This is a genomic window from Belnapia rosea (assembly GCF_900101615.1).
In the GTDB taxonomy this organism is placed as follows: domain Bacteria; phylum Pseudomonadota; class Alphaproteobacteria; order Acetobacterales; family Acetobacteraceae; genus Belnapia; species Belnapia rosea.
The window spans coordinates 117,647-135,467 of the sequence record NZ_FMZX01000013.1 but is presented as its reverse complement, the minus strand read 5'-3'; the positions used below and the strand labels follow the sequence as shown (position 1 = coordinate 135,467).

21 protein-coding genes are annotated in these 17,821 nt (G+C 69.8%); 9 read left to right on the top strand and 12 right to left on the bottom strand.

Features of this window, described 5'->3' with window-relative positions; all coding sequences use genetic code 11:
• The 3 genes from BLR02_RS19410 to BLR02_RS19400 all read right to left on the bottom strand — a co-directional run.
• Window positions 1-280 (bottom strand): transposase (locus BLR02_RS19410; RefSeq protein ID WP_143018196.1); only part of this gene is annotated, 280 nt, incomplete at its 3' end.
• A 262-nt stretch (window positions 281-542) separates the two neighbouring features.
• A complete protein-coding gene (locus BLR02_RS19405) occupies window positions 543-1,763 on the bottom strand; it encodes an ABC transporter substrate-binding protein (protein ID WP_245704860.1) in 1,221 nt (406 codons plus the stop codon).
• A gap of 120 nt (window positions 1,764-1,883) precedes the next feature.
• Window positions 1,884-2,462, bottom strand: a complete 579-nt coding sequence (locus tag BLR02_RS19400) for a GNAT family N-acetyltransferase (protein WP_090568710.1) — start codon at window positions 2,460-2,462, stop codon at window positions 1,884-1,886.
• Window positions 2,463-2,623: 161 nt separating this feature from the next.
• On the opposite strand from BLR02_RS19400, the gene BLR02_RS19395 reads away from it, so the two are divergent.
• The 9 genes from BLR02_RS19395 (at window position 2,624) to BLR02_RS19355 (ending at window position 11,287) form a co-directional block, all read left to right on the top strand.
• Complete coding sequence (locus BLR02_RS19395; RefSeq protein WP_090664310.1) at window positions 2,624-3,862, top strand: CaiB/BaiF CoA transferase family protein; 1,239 nt, start codon at window positions 2,624-2,626, stop codon at window positions 3,860-3,862.
• The gene (locus BLR02_RS19390) at window positions 3,859-4,434 is read left to right on the top strand and encodes a hypothetical protein (RefSeq protein WP_090568716.1); all 576 of its coding nucleotides are present in this window, start codon (window positions 3,859-3,861) and stop codon (window positions 4,432-4,434) included. The genes BLR02_RS19395 and BLR02_RS19390 overlap by 4 nt, the downstream gene beginning before the upstream one ends.
• A gap of 73 nt (window positions 4,435-4,507) precedes the next feature.
• Window positions 4,508-5,227, top strand: coding sequence for an SH3 domain-containing protein (locus tag BLR02_RS19385; RefSeq protein ID WP_176849689.1), 720 nt, complete (start codon window positions 4,508-4,510; stop codon window positions 5,225-5,227).
• Between the two features lie 205 nt (window positions 5,228-5,432).
• A complete protein-coding gene (locus BLR02_RS19380) occupies window positions 5,433-6,212 on the top strand; it encodes an ABC transporter ATP-binding protein (protein WP_090664308.1) in 780 nt (259 codons plus the stop codon).
• Entirely contained in the window at window positions 6,202-6,906 is a 705-nt protein-coding gene (locus BLR02_RS19375; protein ID WP_090664307.1) for an ABC transporter ATP-binding protein, read from the top strand. The genes BLR02_RS19380 and BLR02_RS19375 overlap by 11 nt, the downstream gene beginning before the upstream one ends.
• 2 nt (window positions 6,907-6,908) lie before the next feature.
• Window positions 6,909-7,781, top strand: coding sequence for a branched-chain amino acid ABC transporter permease (locus BLR02_RS19370; RefSeq protein ID WP_090568727.1), 873 nt, complete (start codon window positions 6,909-6,911; stop codon window positions 7,779-7,781).
• Window positions 7,782-7,788: 7 nt separating this feature from the next.
• Window positions 7,789-8,814 carry a branched-chain amino acid ABC transporter permease gene (locus BLR02_RS19365; RefSeq protein WP_090664306.1) on the top strand — a complete coding sequence of 342 codons (1,026 nt, stop codon included), beginning with the start codon at window positions 7,789-7,791 and terminating at the stop codon, window positions 8,812-8,814.
• A gap of 25 nt (window positions 8,815-8,839) precedes the next feature.
• Entirely contained in the window at window positions 8,840-10,048 is a 1,209-nt protein-coding gene (locus BLR02_RS19360; RefSeq protein WP_090568734.1) for an ABC transporter substrate-binding protein, read from the top strand.
• A gap of 33 nt (window positions 10,049-10,081) precedes the next feature.
• Window positions 10,082-11,287, top strand: coding sequence for an ABC transporter substrate-binding protein (locus tag BLR02_RS19355; protein WP_090568736.1), 1,206 nt, complete (start codon window positions 10,082-10,084; stop codon window positions 11,285-11,287).
• Window positions 11,288-11,319: 32 nt separating this feature from the next.
• Here BLR02_RS19355 and BLR02_RS19350 read toward each other — a convergent pair whose 3' ends face one another.
• The 9 genes from BLR02_RS19350 to BLR02_RS19310 form a co-directional block, all read right to left on the bottom strand.
• Window positions 11,320-11,892, bottom strand: coding sequence for a lipid-binding SYLF domain-containing protein (locus tag BLR02_RS19350; RefSeq protein ID WP_090568740.1), 573 nt, complete (start codon window positions 11,890-11,892; stop codon window positions 11,320-11,322).
• A gap of 74 nt (window positions 11,893-11,966) precedes the next feature.
• A complete protein-coding gene (locus tag BLR02_RS19345) occupies window positions 11,967-13,301 on the bottom strand; it encodes an MFS transporter (protein WP_090664305.1) in 1,335 nt (444 codons plus the stop codon).
• A 38-nt stretch (window positions 13,302-13,339) separates the two neighbouring features.
• The gene (locus tag BLR02_RS19340; RefSeq protein ID WP_090664304.1) at window positions 13,340-13,942 is read right to left on the bottom strand and encodes a nitrile hydratase subunit alpha; all 603 of its coding nucleotides are present in this window, start codon (window positions 13,940-13,942) and stop codon (window positions 13,340-13,342) included.
• The gene (locus BLR02_RS31005) at window positions 13,939-14,250 is read right to left on the bottom strand and encodes an SH3-like domain-containing protein (RefSeq protein ID WP_090664303.1); all 312 of its coding nucleotides are present in this window, start codon (window positions 14,248-14,250) and stop codon (window positions 13,939-13,941) included. Before BLR02_RS31005 ends, BLR02_RS19340 begins: the two co-directional genes overlap by 4 nt.
• Entirely contained in the window at window positions 14,247-14,537 is a 291-nt protein-coding gene (locus BLR02_RS31000; protein WP_090568750.1) for an SH3-like domain-containing protein, read from the bottom strand. The genes BLR02_RS31005 and BLR02_RS31000 overlap by 4 nt, the downstream gene beginning before the upstream one ends.
• A 39-nt stretch (window positions 14,538-14,576) precedes the next feature.
• The gene (locus BLR02_RS19325; protein ID WP_090664302.1) at window positions 14,577-15,203 is read right to left on the bottom strand and encodes an SH3 domain-containing protein; all 627 of its coding nucleotides are present in this window, start codon (window positions 15,201-15,203) and stop codon (window positions 14,577-14,579) included.
• A gap of 355 nt (window positions 15,204-15,558) precedes the next feature.
• Entirely contained in the window at window positions 15,559-15,933 is a 375-nt protein-coding gene (locus BLR02_RS19320; RefSeq protein ID WP_090664301.1) for a DsrE/DsrF/DrsH-like family protein, read from the bottom strand.
• Window positions 15,934-16,761, bottom strand: a complete 828-nt coding sequence (locus BLR02_RS19315) for a HesA/MoeB/ThiF family protein (RefSeq protein ID WP_090568758.1) — start codon at window positions 16,759-16,761, stop codon at window positions 15,934-15,936.
• A 50-nt stretch (window positions 16,762-16,811) separates the two neighbouring features.
• Window positions 16,812-17,762 (bottom strand): tripartite tricarboxylate transporter substrate-binding protein, encoded by a 951-nt coding sequence (locus tag BLR02_RS19310; RefSeq protein ID WP_090664300.1) that lies wholly within the window; start codon window positions 17,760-17,762, stop codon window positions 16,812-16,814.
• Window positions 17,763-17,821 lie beyond the last annotated feature (59 nt).

Here is a 17,821-nt window from a genome sequence, read left to right as displayed (position 1 = left end):
CAAGCGCGATCCCACGCTGCTCCACCAACTCGAGCAGGCGCTCCCAGACACCCTGCTTGGCCCAGCGGATGAACAACTGCGCCGCCAGCCACCACGGGCCGAGCTCCGCCGGGATGCTGCGCCACTTGGCGCCGTTCTGGTGCCGCCACAAGATCGCGGAGATGGTCCATCGCAGCTTCTTGGGCGGCGTTTTGCCGTGTGGGCGGACCTCCTCGATCAGCGGCTCCCAGATCGCCCACGTCGCGTCGGTGAAAACCTCGCACCCGTTCCTATCCGTCATGCCCCAAAATATGGCAACAGCATTCAAGCTCTAACAGACCTTAAGCTGGATGCTGGCCTGCCCTTTCAAACCGATGTTCCTGACCGCCAGCCCGCCGCGGATGCATCCTCCGAAGGCAAAGATTGTAGCTTCGAATCGTAAAGGGTTCGCCAGTTTAGGTCAGGTCGCAGGCAGCAGCCTCCCGCGGCCCCTGTATCAACCCAGCCAGTCTCAGCAGGCATCGGAGCCCTTGGGGTCCAAGAGCTCCGGTCCTGTGTCCCGCTCAGCTACGGACCAGCGGGCAGCCTCCCTCGCTCAGCGGCCGCATCGCCTGATCGGCATCGATGGTGCCGGCGAGGCGGTAGAGGTCCCACTCGGCCTTCACCTCGGCGGGCGCCTTCACCTCGAACAGGTAGACGGGGTGGATCTTCCGGCCGTCCTCGCGCACCCGGCCGGGGCCGAAGGCATCGTCATCGGTCGGCATGGCCTTCATCTGTGTGATGGCCGCGCGGCCGGAGGCCTTGGCCTGTGCCGGTCCCATGGCGGCGGCGGCCTTCAGATAGTGCAGCACCGCTGAATACGCGCCGGCATGGTTGGTGCTGGGGTAGATGTTCGTCGGCATCTTCGGCAGCAGGCGGCGGGTGAGGGCACGCGTGCGGTCGTTCAGGTCCCAGTAGAAGGGCTCGGTCAGCAGCAGCCCCTGCGCCGCCTCGGCGCCCATGGCGCGGACATCGCCCAGCAGGCAGAGCAGCCCGACCAGCTTCATCCGCCGCGTCAGGCCAAATTCATGGGCCTGCTTGACGCTGTTCACCGTATCCGTCCCGGCATTGGCGAGGCCCAGCACCTTGGCGCGCGAGGCCTGCGCCTGCAGCAGGAAGGATGAATAATCCGTGGTCTGCGGGAAGGGGTACCGCGCTTGGCCCAGCACGCGGCCGCCCGCCGCCTCCACGGCGCGCTGGGTGTCGCGCTGCAGCGCATGGCCGAAGGCGTAATCGGCGGTGAGGAAGAACCAGCTGTCTCCCCCGGCCCGCACCGTCGCCGTGCCGGCGCCATGCGCCAGCATCCAGGTGTCATAGGTCCAGTGCACATGGTTCGGTCCGCAGCGCGGCCCGTGCAGATCCGCGGTGGCCGGGCCGGTGGCGAGGAAGACCTTGTCCTTCTCCCGCGCCAGGTCGGCGACAGCCAGCGCGATGGCGGAATTGTTGACCTCGAGGATCGCGTCCACCCCCTCCCGGTCATACCACTGGCGGGCGATGGCGGCCCCGACATCGGCCTTGTGCTGGTGGTCGGCATGCAGGATCTCGACCTGCAGGGAGGTGCCGGCGCCGGCAAGGTCCTCAATGGCCTGGCGCACGGAAGCCATGGTGCCGAGGCCCGAAAGGTCGCGGTAGGGGCCGGACAGATCGCCCAGGATGCCGAGCCGCAGGGGCGCCCGCGCCTGGGCCCGCGCCACACCGTGCCAGGCTCCGGCCATGGCGAGGGCGCCACCGCCGGCCAGAATCATGCGCCTTGTTCCAAGCATATGCATCGTCTCCCCCTCCGGCCTCCAAGGCCGGCCTTCGTTGCGCGCCAGCCTGGGGCGGCGCGGCGATTCCCGCAACGGGGGGAGGGGAGTGGCTGAGCCTCAGGCCGTTACGCGCTCGGCCCGGGCCGACCCCATCCAGGCCTGCCGGCTGAGCCGGTAGAGCAGATGCGTCCGCAGCGGGTGTCCCTCCGGCAGGCGCGGATGCTCGAAGGTGCCGGTTGGCCGCATGCCGAGCTTCGCCATCAGCAGCCAGGAGGGCGCATTGGCCGGCACGGTGAAGGCCAGGATCTCGGCGAGGCCGATGCGGCCGAAACCGGCATCGAGCGAGAGGCGGGCTGCCTCCTCGGCATAGCCCTGCCGCTGATGCGCGGCGGCGATGCGCCAGCCGATTTCGACCGCCGGTGTGAATTCGGCCTCCCAGGGGATGGTCATCAGGCCGACGGTGCCGATGAGGCCAGGCGTGCCTTGCCGTTCCACGGCCCAGAAGCCCCAGCCATGCCTGGCGAAGTGCGCCTCAAGCCGGTCCATCCAGGCATCGCTCTCGGCTCGGTTCAGCGGCGCCGGGAAGTGGCGCATCACGTCCGGGTCGGCATTGAGGGCGGCCAGTGGCGCGCGGTCCTCCAGCCGCCAGGGGCGGAGGCGCAGCCGGGCTCCTTCCAGGGTCAGGGCATCGGGCATCACCAAGGCATCGCGCGTGCGCCCGCGCCCGGCAAGCCCCAGCGGCTGCAGAATTCGCGCCGCGGCCGGGATCGGTCTACAGAGACCCGCGAGCGGAGGTTGACGCCGGGCCGGACCCGGAGGAGACGCTGCCGGGCAAGAAATGTAGGGACGATGGTTGCATGACGGAAGCCGCACCTTCTGCGGCGGGGCTGGGCCTCGCCCAATCTGCTGGCGCCCTGGCCGGACTCAGGGTGATCGATCTGACGCGGGTGCTCGGCGGGCCCTATTGCACCATGGTCCTGTCGGACCACGGCGCCGAGGTCATCAAGCTGGAGCCGCCGCAGGGCGACGAGGTGCGCGACTGGGGCCCGCCCTTCAACGAGGCGGGCGATGCCAGCTACTTCGTCGGGGTCAACCGGAACAAGCGCTCGGTTGGGCTCGACCTGTCGAAGCCCGAGGGGCGCGAGGTGCTGCTGCGCCTTCTCGAGGGCGCCGACGTCCTGGTCGAGAATTTCAAGCCGGGCAGCATGGAGAAATGGGGTCTCGGCTACGAGGCCGTGCTGAAGCAGCGCTTCCCCGGGCTGGTGCATTGCCGCGTCTCCGGCTTCGGCGGCGACGGGCCGCTCGGCGGCTTCCCCGGCTATGACGCCGTGTTGCAGGCGATGACCGGGCTGATGTCCATCAACGGCACCGAGGATAGCGGCCCGACCCGCCTCGGCACGCCGATCGTCGACATCGCCACCGGCCTCTTCAGCACCATCGGCATCCTGATGGCGCTGCAGGAGCGGGCGCGGAGCGGCCTTGGCCAGTATGTCGACATGACACTGCATGACTGCGGCATGGCCCTCCTGCATCCGCATGCGGCGAATTTCTTCCTCAACGGCAAGCGGCCAGGGGCGACCGGCAACCCGCACCCCAACCTCGCGCCCTACTCCAAGTTCCGCACCCGCACCTGCGAGATCTTCGTCGCCGCGGGCAACGACCCTGCCTTCCGCAAATTCTGCGATTTCCTCGGCCTGCCCGAGCTTGCCAAGGACCCGCGCTTCGCCACCAACGGCGTGCGCGTCATCAACCGGGAGGCGCTGACCATGGTGCTCGAGGGACGCTTCGCCGACGAGGACGGGCATGAGCTGACGCAGCGGATGCTGGCGGCCGGCCTGCCCGCCGGGCCCGTGCTGCATGTCGACGAGGCAATGGCGGCGGCGCATACCGCGCACCGGGCCATGGTGACCGAGCTCGGCAGCTATCGCGGGCTCGGGACGCCGATCAAGCTGTCCCGCACACCAGGGGGCACGCGGTCGGAACCGCCACGCTATGCCGAGCATACCGAGAGCGTGCTGTCCTCGAACGGGTTCTCGGCCGAGGAACTGGCCGCATTGCGCGCCTCTGGCGTGGTAGTGGAGACGCGCCGCAAATGAGTGGCACCACCCCCCCGCTGCTGAAGCTGCAGTCGATCGAGAACCGGGCCGAGGCGCAGGCGCTGTTCGAGGCCTGGCGGCGCGCCCTGGCCGGCGACGAGCGCTTCAAAGGCGCCCGCAACACCTTCCGCCCGGAGCCCGGCGCGGCGGCGGAACCGGTGAAAGGCGCCTTCGAATGGCGCGCGACGCTGCGGCCGGCCGGCGTGCCGGCCGGGCTCGACATCGTGATCCGGCTCAACGATGTGTCGGCCTCCTACACGCCGCTTGACCGCGGTGCTTCCGGTGCCTTCGGGCGGGACCCGACCGACGGCGCGACCTATGCATTGCGCCAGTGGTATGATTCCAAGCGCATCGGCAGCAAACCGCTCAAGGAGGAGATGCTGGCGCAGTTCGGTGCCCCGCAGAGCGCCGAGCTGAGCTATCCGGCCTCTCAGGGCAATGCCGGGCGTGGGCGGCTCTATCTGGTGCTGGCGCGGCTGAGCGACCCGGCCGAGGCCATCGGCCAGCAATGCTTCGAGGCCCTGTCCGGCTTCCATCGGGTTGCCGCAGCAGCGCGTGAGGAAGTCTGGTGAGGCTTCCGCCTCTGCAACCATGATCGGGCTGCGCGCTTATCCATGCCGGCGGCTCGACGTTGCCGGATCAGGGATGAGGCAGGACATGTGGCGGGCGTTGGGCGTGACGGCGGCCGTGGTGGCGCTGGCCGGGATCGGCTTCACGGTGATGGCGATCGAGCCGGGCGCGGCATCCCGCCCGGCTCAGGCCTCCGTATCCTTGGACCAGTCCCTGGTCGAGGTGGCGCAGGAGTCCCTCCAGAAGCGTCTGCGGAACCAGGCTGGGCTGCGCTTCTCCGACCTGTCCGTCGTGCGGTTCGGCCCTGTCGATGAGCGGGCGGTTTGCGGCAAGGTCGGCGGCGTGGATTTCATCCTGCGCGTGCTGCTGCCGCGCGATGGCGCCGTCGCGCAGGATCGGGACGGGCGGCGCTACACCACGGTGCTGGAGCAGGGGCCGGGCCTGCCGGTCGCGGCCGGCGCCGCCGAGCGGTTCTGCCGCGAGGACGGGGCGGTTGTCGCCCGTGCCGTGAGCCCCGCGCCATCGATCGATTCGGCGCCAGCTGCACCCATCCCCCAGGCGTCGGCCCAGGGCAGCGGCCCGGGCACGACCGCCGTCGAGAAGATCGGCGCGGTCCAGGTCCGCAGCCCTGCCAATATCCGCGTCGCACCCATGGGTGGCGCGGAGGTGCTGGGCGTCGCGCCGCAGGGGGCCGCGCTCCGCGTCTTCTCCCGCGCGCCGGGCGGTTGGCTGCAGGTGGGTGAGGCGGCGCCGCAAGGCTGGGTGCATTCCAGCCTGCTCACTGGCTCCCCCTGACGCCAGCCAAGCTCCCCGCGGGACCTTCGCCTTTTGTGGCTTGCGCAGCGGCGGCAATGGCCGCTCAAATGCGGCTGTCCAGGAAGACATAGGCGCAGGACCCGGAATCGGGCCAAGGCTGCCGAAGGGGAGGTGTTCATGACAGACCGTCAGGGTCGGTCGCGGCCACGCGTGCAATCCAGCCCGGCCACGGGCGGTTGACCGCATGGCCTTGCTGGAAGTTCGGGACGTGGTGGTGCGCTTCGGCGGTGTCACCGCGGTAGCGGGCGTCTCCTTCGATGTGGAGGAGCGGCAGATCTGCGGGCTGATCGGTCCGAACGGGGCCGGCAAGACCACGCTCTTCAACGTCATCAGTGGCATCTACAAGCCGACCGAGGGGCATGTGCGCTTCGCCGGCCAGGCGGCGACCGGCCTGCCGCGCCACAGGATGGCGCCACTCGGGCTGGGGCGGACCTTCCAGAACCTGGCCCTGTTCCGCAGCATGACAGTGCGCGAGAACGTGCTGGCCGGGGCGCATGCCGAGGGCCATGCCGGCTTCCTCGCCAATGCGCTCCGGCTGCCTTCTGCCCGGCGGGAGGAGGCCATCGCCGCCGAGCATGCTCGGTCCTTGCTGGCGCTGCTCAACCTCGAGGCGGTCGCCGATGTCCCGGTGGCGGCGTTGCCCTTCGGCACGCAGAAGCGCGTCGAGATGGCCCGCGCCCTGATCGGCAAGCCGAAGCTGCTGCTGCTCGATGAGCCGGCAGGCGGGCTGAACCATGGCGAGGTGGATGGGCTCGCCCAGCTGCTGCGCGACATCAAGCGGAATTTCGAGCTCAGCATCCTGCTGGTCGAGCACCACATGAATCTCGTCATGCGTGTCTCCGACAAGGTGGTCGCGCTCGACTTCGGCAAGAAGATCGCGGATGGGACGCCGGCCGAGGTCCGCAGCGACCCCGAGGTGATCCGGGCCTATCTCGGGGCGGAGGCCGCGGCGCATGCTGCTTGAGGTCAAGGGCCTGCAGGCCGGCTACGGCCAGATCCATGTGCTGCATGGGCTCGATTTCATCGTCGAGGAGGGTGGCGTCACCGCGCTGCTTGGCGCCAATGGCGCGGGCAAGACGACGACGCTGCGCGCCATATGCGGCATGATCCGCACCGAGGGCGACATCACCCTCCGTGGCGAGCGCATCACCGGCCGGGCGACCGAGGACATCGCGCGCCGCGGCCTCGCCCATGTGCCGGACGGGCGCGGCACCTTCATGGAACTCTCCGTCGAGGAGAATTTCCGCCTCGGGGCCTATGTGCGGAGCGACGGCGAGGTGCGGTCCGATTTCGAGCGCATGTTCGAGTGGTTCCCGCGCCTGAAGCAGCGCTGGCGGCAACAGGCGGGAACCCTCTCGGGCGGCGAGCAGCAGATGCTGGCCATTGCCCGCGCGCTGCTGCTGCGGCCGAAGCTGCTGCTGCTGGACGAGCCGAGCTTCGGCCTCGCCCCCCTCATCGTGCAGGAGATCTTCGGCATCATGCGGCGCATCCGCGACGAGAGCGGCGTCGGCATCCTGCTGGTCGAGCAGAATGCCAACCTCGCCCTCGAGCTCGCCGACCGGGCCTACCTGCTCGAAACCGGCCGCATCGTCGTCTCCGGCCCCGCGGCTGAGATCCGCGAGGATGAATCCATCCGCCGTTCCTACCTGGGGTATTGAGCATGGACGGCTTCGCGCACCAGATCATCGCCGGCATCGCCACGGGGGGCATCTACGCCTCGGTCGCGCTGGCCCTGGTGATGATCTACCAGGCCACACACCATGTGAATTTCGCGCAAGGGGAGATGGCCACGCTCTCCACCTTCATCGCCTGGTCCATGGTGGAAGCCGGCATCCCCTACTGGCTCGCCTTCCTTGGGACGGTGGTGGTGTCCTTCATCATCGGCGTGCTGGTGGAGCGGCTGCTGATGCGGCCGGTGCAGAACGCGCCGGTGCTGACGCATGTCGGCGTCTTCATCGGATTGCTGCTGATCGTCGGCAACATGACCGGCTGGATCTTCGGCTACACCACCAAGGTCTTCCCGAGCCCCTTCGCCAGCAGCGGGCCCCTGATGGGCGGCCTCGTCTCGGCGCATGAGCTGGGCAGCACGGCGGTGACGCTGGTGGTGCTGATCCTGGTCTTCCTCTTCTTCCGCTACACCAGCCTTGGCCTCGCCATGCGCGCGGCCGCCTACAATCCGCGCTCGGCGCGGCTCGTCGGCATCCGCGTCGGCTGGATGCTGGCGCTGGGCTGGGGGCTGGCGGCCGCGATCGGCGCGGTCGCGGGGATGATGGTGGCGCCGGTCGTCTTCCTCGACCCGACGATGATGACGGGCATCCTGCTCTATGCCTTCGCCGGTGCGCTGATCGGCGGCATCGACAACCCGCTCGGCGCCGTCATCGGCGGCTTCGCCGTCGGCGTGCTGGAGAACCTGGCCGGGGCCTATGTGGTGGGCACCGAGCTGAAGCTGACCGTCGCCTTGGCGATCATCATCGGCGTGCTCGTCGTGCGGCCCTCCGGGCTGCTCGGCCGCGTCGTCACCAGCAGGGTGTGAGGGCCGGATGAGCGCGAGCGAGAATGTAGCGATCCCCGCCACCATCCCGCAGGCGGTGCCGGTGCGCCGGGGCATGCCGGCGTGGCAAGTGGCGCTGGTGGTGCTGGGCGGGCTGGTGGTCGCCATCGCGCCAGCCTTCGTGCTGGAGAGCTTCCCGCTCTTCCAGCTCACCATGGCGGTGATCATGGGGCTTGCGGTGCTCGGGCTGAACATGGTGACCGGCTTCAACGGGCAGATCTCGCTCGGGCATGGCGCCTTCTTCGCCCTCGGCGCCTATGCGACGGCGATCCTGATGTCGCATCTCGACTGGTCCTTCTGGGCGACGCTGCCGGTCTCGGCCGCTGTCTGCGGGCTGGTCGGCTATGGCATCGGCTTTCCGGCATTGCGGCTTGGCGGGCTCTACCTGGCGCTGACCACCTTCTCCCTCGCCGTCGCCGTGCCGCAGATCCTGAAGCACAAGTCGATCGAGGACTGGACGGGCGGCGTGCAGGGGCTGTTCCTGGTGAAGCCGGATGCTCCGGCCTGGATGCCGGGCGGCCTCAGCGCGGATCAGTGGATGTACTTCGTCGCCATCGGCGTCTCGGGCGTCTGCTTCCTGCTATGCTGGAATCTCATCCGCGGACGCATCGGCCGGGCCCTCATGGCGACGCGCGACCACCCGACGGCCGCCGAGGCGATGGGGATGGACACCGCCACGCTGAAGACCCGCGCCTTCGCGGTGAGCGCCATGGTCACGGGTATCGCCGGCTCACTCTCCGCCGTCGCGGTCGAGTTCGTGGCGCCGGACAGCTTCAGCCTCATGGTTTCCATCACGCTCTTCGTCGGCATGGTGGTGGGCGGCGTCGCCTCGATCCTTGGCTCGCTCTTCGGCGGGCTGTTCGTGCTGTTCGTGCCGAATATCGCGGAGGCGATCTCGAAGGCGGCGCCTGGCGTGATCTACGGCATCCTCCTCATCGCCTTCCTCTTCATCCTGCCGGACGGCTTCGCCGGGCTGCTGCGCCGCATCGCGGCACGGCTGCGCGGGCGGGGTTGATGGCTCTCACACCGGGAAACGCCGCATGACCCTCCACCGCCGTGCCTTGCTCACCGGGGGCGTCGCCGCCCTGGCGCTCCCCAACCTCGCGCCAGCGCAGGAGGCGCCGGGCGTGACGGCGAACGAGATCCGGATCGGCAGCACCAACGCGCTTTCGGGGCCTGCCTCCTCCTATTCGGTCATCTCCCGCAGCCTCACGGCGCAGTTCAAGCGGCTGAACGACCAGGGCGGCATTGCCGGCAAGCAGGTCAATTTCATCGTCTATGACGACGGCTACGCGCCTCCCCGAACCCTGGAGCAGACGCGGCGGCTGGTCGAGCAGGACAAGGTCGCCTTCCTGTTCAACCAGCTCGGCACGCCGACCAACAGCGCGATCCATCGCTATGTGAACCAGCGCAAGGTGCCGCACCTGTTCCTCGCCACGGGCGCCGACAAATGGGCCCAGCCCAAGGAATATCCCTGGACCATAGGCTGGCAGCCGAGCTACCGGACTGAGGCACAGATCTATACCAAATACATCCTGGAGCAGCGGCCGCAGGCCAAGATCGGCGTGATCTTCCAGAACGACGATTTCGGCAAGGACTACGTGAACGGCGTGCGGGACGTGCTCGGACCGCGTTTCGATTCCATGGTCAAGCTGGTCTCCCACGAGGCGACCGACGCGACGATCGACAGCCAGATCGTCACGCTGCAAGGCTCCGGCATCGACGCGCTGGTCTGCGGCATCATCCCGCGCTTCGCCGCCCAGGCGATCCGGAAGGTGCATGACATCGGCTGGAAGCCGATGATGTTCATGACCAATGTCTCCGTCTCCGGCTCCATCGTCATGCAGCCGGCGGGCCCGGAGAAAGGCATTGGCCTCATCACCTCCGACTACCGGAAGGACCAGTCCGACCCGGCCTGGTCGGATGATCCGGGGATGAACGAATGGCGCGACTTCATGCGCCGCTACATCCCGGACGGCGAGCTTGGCGACAACAACTACACCTATGGCTACGGCGCCGGCAGCACGATGATCCATGTGCTGCGGCAGTGCGGGGGCAATTTCTCCCGCGACAACATCATGAAGCAGGCGATGAACATCGCGCCGCTCGAGATCGGCACCTTGCTGCCGGGCGTCAAGGTGTCCACCAGCCCGACCAATTATCACCCGATCCGCCACATGCAGCTGCAGCGCTGGGACGGCAGGTCCTGGGTGCGGTTCGGCGGGGTGATCGAGGGCGCCAACGTGTAGCGCCACAGCACGTCGTCAGGGAGGACAAGAAGAATGCTCAATCGTCGCACGCTGCTCACGGCCACCGCTGGTGCCTTGGCCGCGCCGGCGGTGGCCCGGGCCCAGGAGACGCCCGGCGTCACCGCCAGCGAGATCCGCATCGGCAACACCATGCCGTATAGCGGCCCGGCCAGCGCCTATGGCAGCATCGGCCGATCCCATCAGCATTTCTTCAGGATGATCAACGACCAGGGCGGCATCGCCGGGCGGAAGATCAACTTCATCACCTATGACGACGGCTACAGCCCCCCGAAGACGGTCGAGCAGACGCGGCGGCTGGTCGAGCAGGACAAGGTCGCCTTCCTGTTCAACCCGCTCGGGACGGCGAGCAACAGCGCCATCCTCCGCTACGTGAACCAGCGCAAGGTGCCGCACCTGTTTCTCTCGACCGGCGCGGACAAGTGGGGGAACTACCAGGACACGCCCTGGACCATCGGCTGGCAGCCCAGCTACCGGACCGAGGCGCAGATCTACATGAAGCACATGCTGGAGCAGCGGCCGAACGCCAAGCTGGCGCTGCTCTACCAGAACGATGATTTCGGCAAGGACTATGTCACCGGGGTGCGCGACATTCTCGGGTCGCGCTTCGACAGCATCGTCCGCACGGTCTCGCACGAGGCGACGGATCCGACGATCGACAGCCAGGTCGTCTCCCTGCAATCGAGCGGCGCCGATGTGCTCCTCACCGCGACCACGCCGAAATTCGCCGCCCAGACCATCCGCCGCGTCGCGGATGTCGGCTGGAAGCCGCTGCACTACCTGACCAATGTCTCGATCTCGGTCGGCACGGTGATGGAGCCCGCGGGGCCGGAGCGCGGCATCGGCATCATCACCTCGGCCTATCTGAAGGACCCGACCGATCCGGGCTGGGCCAATGACGCCGGCATGAACCAGTGGCGTGCCTTCATGCAGAAATACATCCCCGACGGGGACATGAAGGATGGCAGCTTCCCCTTCGCCTTTGGCGTCGCCAGCACGCTGATGCAGGTGCTGAAGCAGTGCGAGGGGAATTTTTCCCGCGAGAGCATTATGCGCCAAGCGGCGAACATAAAGGCTCTCGAGGTGCCGACGCTGCTTCCCGGCATCCTGGTCAACACCGCGCCGGATAATTTCCACCCGATCCGCCACATGCAGCTGCAGAAATGGAGCGGCACCACCTGGGAACGGTTCGGCGGGGTGATCGAAGGGGCGAAAGTCTAAAGCCTTCTCCATCGCCCCTCCCGCATCGCGCCTCAGCCGGCCTGGGGCGTGATGTGGGTGATCTTGGTGCCGTTCAGCGCCAGGGCCGCCATCAGCCCTTCCTGATTGAAGGTGATGGCATAGACCGGCTCGGTCAGCGTGGTGGAGGAGGCATTGGCCTGCACGCCGCGGTCCAGCGCGACCACGGTCGGGCCAGTGCCGACCTCCCAGCCGTCGCGCTGGCGAAGCGCCGTCAGCGCCGATTCCTTCATGAAGAACATGGCGAGCCCGGCCGCCTGCGCACCGGCGAGGAAGCCGAGGGACAGGCCGGCGATGGAGTAGTAGCCCTCCGTCCGCTCGCCGCGCAGCAGCGCGCCCTGGCCATACTGGCCGCCCACGATGAAGCCGCCGCTGATGATGCGCGGGAAGACCAGCACCGCATGCGCCTCGCGCAGCAGGCCCTGGGTCTGCGGCAGGGCGCGGAGGCGCACCATGGCGCCGGCGACATCGGCATCGATCTCGCGCTGCGTCTCGGCCGCGGCCGGGCGCGGCGTTGCCATCACACCACCGGCCGAAGCGCCGGCGAGCAGCAGGGTGGAGATGGTACGGCGGGTGAGTTCGGGCATGGGACATCAACCTCAGTGGCTTGCTGCGGCGCAACGCCGATTTCCCACCACGGTTTCGTGACGGAATGAAACCGTCAGCGCAGCCGGTGTCGCAACAGGCTGATCCCGGCTGCGGCCAGGGCGAACCCGGCGCCTGCGGCCATGGCGAGCTTCGGCCCGCCCCCGGCCTGGAAGGCCAGCGCCGTTAGTGTCGTACCGATGGTCTGGCCAAGCAGCCGTGCCGTGGCCTGCATGCCGCCGGCCCCGCCGCTGCGGGCCTTGGGTGCCGCCGAGAGCATGGTGCGGTTGTTGGGGGTCTGGAAGAAGCCGAAGCCGAAGCCGCCGACCGCGACGGCCAGGCCCAGCAGCGCGACCGGTGCCGAACCCGGCAGCAGCACCAGCACCAGCAGCGCGATCGCCAGCGCGGAGCCGCCCAGCATGCAGAGCACCGCCGTCGGCATCCGGTCGGACAGGCGCCCGGCCAGCGGCGCGGCGAAGGCGAGCGCCAATGGCCAGGGCGTCATCATGAAGCCGGTCGTCGCCTGGTCGTGGCCGCTGCTGATGAAGTGGAAGGGCAGGGAGACGAAGCTCAGCGACCAGGCGCTGAAGGCGCAGACCGAAGCCAGGACCGAGACGGCCACCGGCGGCAGGCGCAGCAGGTCGAGCGGCAGCAGCGGCGCCGGCCGGGAGAGATCCCGCCGTATCAGCATGACGGCGGCGGCGAGCCCGGCCGCCAGCACGGCGGCCCCGAGCCAGGGCAGGGGCAGCAGCAGGTCGATGCCAAGGAAGAGCAGGCCGAAGGCCATCGCGGCGAGGCATGCCGCCACGAGGTCGAAGCGGCGATGGGCACGCGGCGTCTCCGGCAAGGTCAGGGCGCCGATCACGATGCCGGCGAGGCCGAGCGGCACATTCACCGCGAAGAGCCAGGGCCAGCTGCCGAAGGCGAGGATGGCGGAGCCGAGGGTCGGCCCGGCGGCGGCCGAGATCGCCACCGTCATCGCATTCACGCCGATGGCGCGTCCGAGCTCCCGCGCCGGATAGGTGTAGCGGATCAGCCCCGCCGTCAGCGCCATCACCGCCGAGGCACCGAGGCCCTGTACCACCCGCGCCGCGACCAGGGTGGGAAAGGAGGGGGCGAAGGCGCAGGCCAGGGAGGCGCAGATATAAAGGGCGAGGCCGGAGAGGAAGACCCGGCGGAAACCAAGGATCTCGGCCAGGGAAGCGAAGGAGATCAGCGTCGAGACAACGACGATCTGGTAGGCATTCGTCAGCCAGATGACGCTGGCGGGGTGGATGTTGAGATCACGGCCAATGGCCGGCAGGGCCACGTTGATCATCGCCGTGTCGAGCACGGTGATGACGATGGAGACCAGGATGGCGCCGATCGCCAGGCTGCGCCGCGGCTGCGGCAGTCCGTCCTGCGGCGTCATCCCGTTCCGTGAACCCCCGCGTTTCCCCGGGGATCAGGCTACTCGGCGGCAGCGGCGACCGGAAGCCGTGGCAGCGCAACCCCGACCATCACGTCGCGCGTGACGAGGGCGGCGAGCTGCTCCTCGCTCCATCCCTCGGTGCCGGCGGGGCGGAGGGGCAGGACCATCCAGCGGTAATCCGCCGTGCTGTCCACCACCCGCACCTGCATCCCGGCCGGCAGCACCGTGCCCCATTCGGCCAGCACCGCCCGCGGCTCCCGCACCGCGCGGGCACGGTATTCGAACGACTTGTACCAGTGCGGTGGATAGCCGAGCACGGCCCGGGGGTAGCAGCTGCAGAGGGTACAGACGACCAGATGATGCAGGTGGGGCGTGTCCTCGAGGATGCCGAGCGGCGGGGCGCCGGCCATCGAGACCCCCATCTGCTCCGCCGCGGCGGCGCCGTTCGCCACCATGAAGCGGCGCCATTCCGGATCGGCCCAGGCGCGTGCAACCATGCGGGCGCCGATCTCCGGGCTGGCGCGGTCAGTGCTTGCCTGGCGCTGGGCGATCTCCTCCTCGGAGACGAGGCCGCGGGCCTGCAGCGCGGCGACCAGCCGCTCCAGCAGGGCGATGGATTCGGGGCGGGCGGGGGCGCTCATGCGGCCTCCTGCGTTGGGGTGGCAGCCGGTTCCAGCCAATGCTCGAAAATCTCGACCAGCAAGCCGTCGCCGGCCTCGCCCTCGTCCCAGACCGGCTTCTGGTCGAACAGCACATGATACAGCGTGCGGCGCGGGGCCGGGCGGGCGAAGGCCAGGTCCTCGGGATTGGGGAATTCGCCGAGCACGGCCTGCACCACGCCCTCGCGCCCGCGCAGGTAGTGCGGGGTGCGGATATGGCAGGGGCCGCGGCGCTCCGGCCAGTCATCCTTCACCCGCACGCGGGTACCAGGGGCGAAGGCGGCGCTCACCGCACCTCCTCCGGCCGGACCACGCCTTTCTCGACCATGAGGGTGGTGATCGAGGTCAGCCAGCGCTCGTAATAGGTCATGGTGAAGTAGTCGGCTTCGGGGATGCTCTCGATGCCCCGGCGAAGCTCGTCCACGGTCATCATGCCCTTCTGGGCGAGGATCTGCCGCAGCGCATCGACCCGCTTGCCAAAGGCATCCGGCGGCGCCTCGTCGCGCTCGACCGGGGTGCAGCGGTAGCGGCTGGCGCCGCCGAGATCGTGGATGGCGGGGGTAGGGGCGTCGCTCATGATGCAAGGCTAGGGCGTGGGCGGCATGCCCGTCCAGCCTCAGTCGCCCACCACCTCGTCCGGCGCCACGCCCCAGATCTCGGCGCGCTTGATCCAGCCGCTGTAATCACCGACCCGGGCCTCGCACCAGGCACTGCCGGCCTCGCAGCGCCGCAGGCTGCCGATCACGCCTGGGCGCAGCCTGGCGACCGGCTCGGCCGCCTCCTCCGGGCGGCGCCGCAGGGCGCGCTCCTCGCCCTGGACGAGGAAGGTGCGGCGGGAGGTGAGAAGCGGCCGCTGGACCCAGCCTTCGGTGCCCTCCGGGTCGCGGATGCGGCGCCAGACCTGATGCTCCTCGATGATCTGCACCGGCAGGTCCTTGCGCTGATAGGTCCAGTCGATGCGGAAGCGGAGGTCGGGCCCGACACGCAGGTTGACCTGGTTGGAGCCGAGCGCGGCGAAGCGCGGCAGCGGCCGGCCGGTATCGGAGCCGAGGCTGGGGGTGGGCGGTGGCGGCGGGCTGGCTGGGGCCGGCGGCGCGATTGCCACGGCGGCCGCCCCGGCCGCGGCCCCCGCCGCGGCGCCGGCGGCGGCCGGGGCGCGACGACGGGGCTGCTGCTGCGCCGGTTGGCCCTGGCCCTGGGGGGCAGCGGGCCGCGCACCGGCCGCACCGGGGCGGGGCTGCACGGTTGGCGTCGCCGCTGGACCGGCGGATGGGCGCGGCGCCGCCTGGGTGGCCGGAGCCGGCGGTGCCGTGGGCCGTGCCGGCGTGGCCGTGCGGGGCGGGGTGGGGGGCTGCGGCGGCTTCGCGGGCGCCGGCCTGGAGGGGGCGGGCTGGGGTTGCGCCGCCGGGGCCGCCTGTGGCGAAGATTGCGGGACCTGGGGCACAGGGTTGGCCGCACGGGGCGGCGGCAGGGTGCCCTGCTGCCCGAGATTGCTTTGCCCCCAGGCGGGGGAGGCCAGGATCAGGCCGGACAGCAGCAGGAGGGGGCGAGGGTGCATCACCCAAGGGGCATGCCAAGCCCGCCCCCTCATGGTCAAGCTACAGCGTGACCATTTGGCCATCGCCGACCGCCGCGAGGAAGCTGGCGACACCGGCGACCGTGACGCCCGGCCGCAACGAGGCGGCCTCGAGCCCCTCGGCGCGCAGCCCCGCCTCGCAGGCAAGGAAATGAAGGCCCAGCTCCTCGGCCGCCTCCAGCAGGATGCCGATGCCGGCGACGCCCCGGGCAGTGACCTCCGCCTCCCGCGGCTCCCGTGCCAGGGCGGAGTCGGCCAGCAGCAGGCGGCAGCCGGCATTGGTGGCGAACAGCGTCACCTCCCGCCCGAGCGCGGCGGCACCGGTGGCCAGGACCAGGGCGTAATGGGCGCGCTCATGGGCGCCCGAGATCAGCAGGATGCCGAGCGGCTTGCCCATTCAGGCCGCCGTGCAGGCCAGCGGCGCCGGTTCGGCATGGGCCGAGAGATCGCGGATGCTCGCCGCCTCGCCGCAGAGGGCGCAGCCGGGGTCGCGGCGGAGGCGGATGGTGCGGAAGCGCGTCTCCAGCGCATCCCAGAGCAGCAGGCGGCCGGACATGCCCTCGCCGATGCCGAGGATCTCCTTCAGCACCTCGGTCGCCTGCAACGTGCCCATGACGCCGGTCACGGCGCCGAGCACCCCGGCCTCGGAACAGCTCGGGACCAGCCCCTCGGGCGGAATCTCGGGATGGAGGCAGCGATGGCAGGGATGCGGCGCGCCGAGATGCGACTTGAAGGTGGAGAGCTGCCCCTCGAAGCGCAGCACCGCGGCCGAGACCAGCGGCCGGCCCAGCAGGTGGCAGGCATCGCCCAGCAGGAAGCGGGTGGCGAAATTGTCGGTGCCGTCGCAGACGAGGTCGTAGCGCGGGATCAGCGCCCGGGCGCTCTCGGCATCGAGGCGGAGAGGGTGGGTCTCGACCCGCACCTCGGGGTTGAGGCCGGCGAGGGTCTCGGCCGCGCTCTCGGCCTTGTTGCGGCCGAGCCGGGCGGTGCTGTGGATCACCTGGCGCTGGAGGTTGGACAATTCCAGCGCGTCATGGTCGACGAGGCCGATGGTGCCGACCCCGGCCGCCGCCAGGTAGAGCGCCAGCGGGGCGCCGAGCCCGCCCGCGCCGATGATGAGCACCCGTGCCGCCCGCAGCTTCGCCTGGCCGATGGCGCCCACATCCTGCAGCAGGATGTGGCGGGAATAGCGATGCAGCTCGGCATCGGTGAAGTCGAGATCCATGGGGCGGATATGGGCGCGCCACCCCGGACGGCACAAGCCTGGAGCATGGCCTAGTCGGCGAAGGCTCCCGCGGCCTGGATCACCGGCCGCCAGCGTGCCACCTCCTCGGCCAGGAAGCGGCGGTGGAAGGCGATGCTGGCGCGCTCCTCCGTCGCCGGCTCGGTCGCCAGATCGGCGAAGCGGCGGCGCAGCGCCTCGTCCCGCAGCGCCACCCGCAGCGCGGCGGACAGCGTGGCCTGCACCTCCTCCGGTGTCCCGGCGGGGGCGTACATGGCGTGCCAGGTGGTCATGGCGATGGCCGGAAAGCCGGCCTCCGCCGTGGTCGGCAGCCCCGGCAGCTCGGCGAGGCGCTCCGCGCTGCTGACGGCATAGGCGGTGACCCGACCATCCTTGATATAGGGCACGGTATTGGTCGCCTGGTCGCAGAGCAGGTCGAGGCGCCCGGCCATCAGCTCGGCGATGGCCGGCGCGGTGCCGCGAAAGGCCACCGTCGTCGCCCGGGCACCCGCCGCCTGCTGCAGCAGCATGCCGCAGAGATGCGCGGCGGAGCCAAGCCCGGCATGGGCCAGGTTCAGCCGGTCGCCGCCCTCGCGCAGCGCGGCGACATAGGCGCGGAGGTCGGCGGCCGGAAAGCCGGGCTTCGCCACCAGCGTCATCGCCGCGTCGGAGACGAGGCCGAGCGGGGCGAAGCTCTCCTGCACGTCATAGGGCAGCTTGCGGTAGAGCGTGGCGCTGGCGGCGAAGCCGATATTGTTGATCAGCAGCGTATAGCCGTCCGGCCGCGCCTGGGCCGCGCGTTGCGGCCCGACCAGGGAGCCACCGATCGATTCGACCACGACGGGCTGGGACATCGTCCGGCTCATCGCATCGGCGACGATGCGGGTGATGGTGTCGGTTGGGCCGCCCGCAGCGCCGGCCGCGACGATGGTGATGGGACGGCTGGGGAAGGGTTGGGCCTGGGCGGTACCCATCAGCAGCAAAGCTGCCAGGAAAAGGCGCATCTTGGACCTCCCGAATAAGGCCGGGGAGGCGGTAGCCCCCCGGACCTTCCATTCATTGT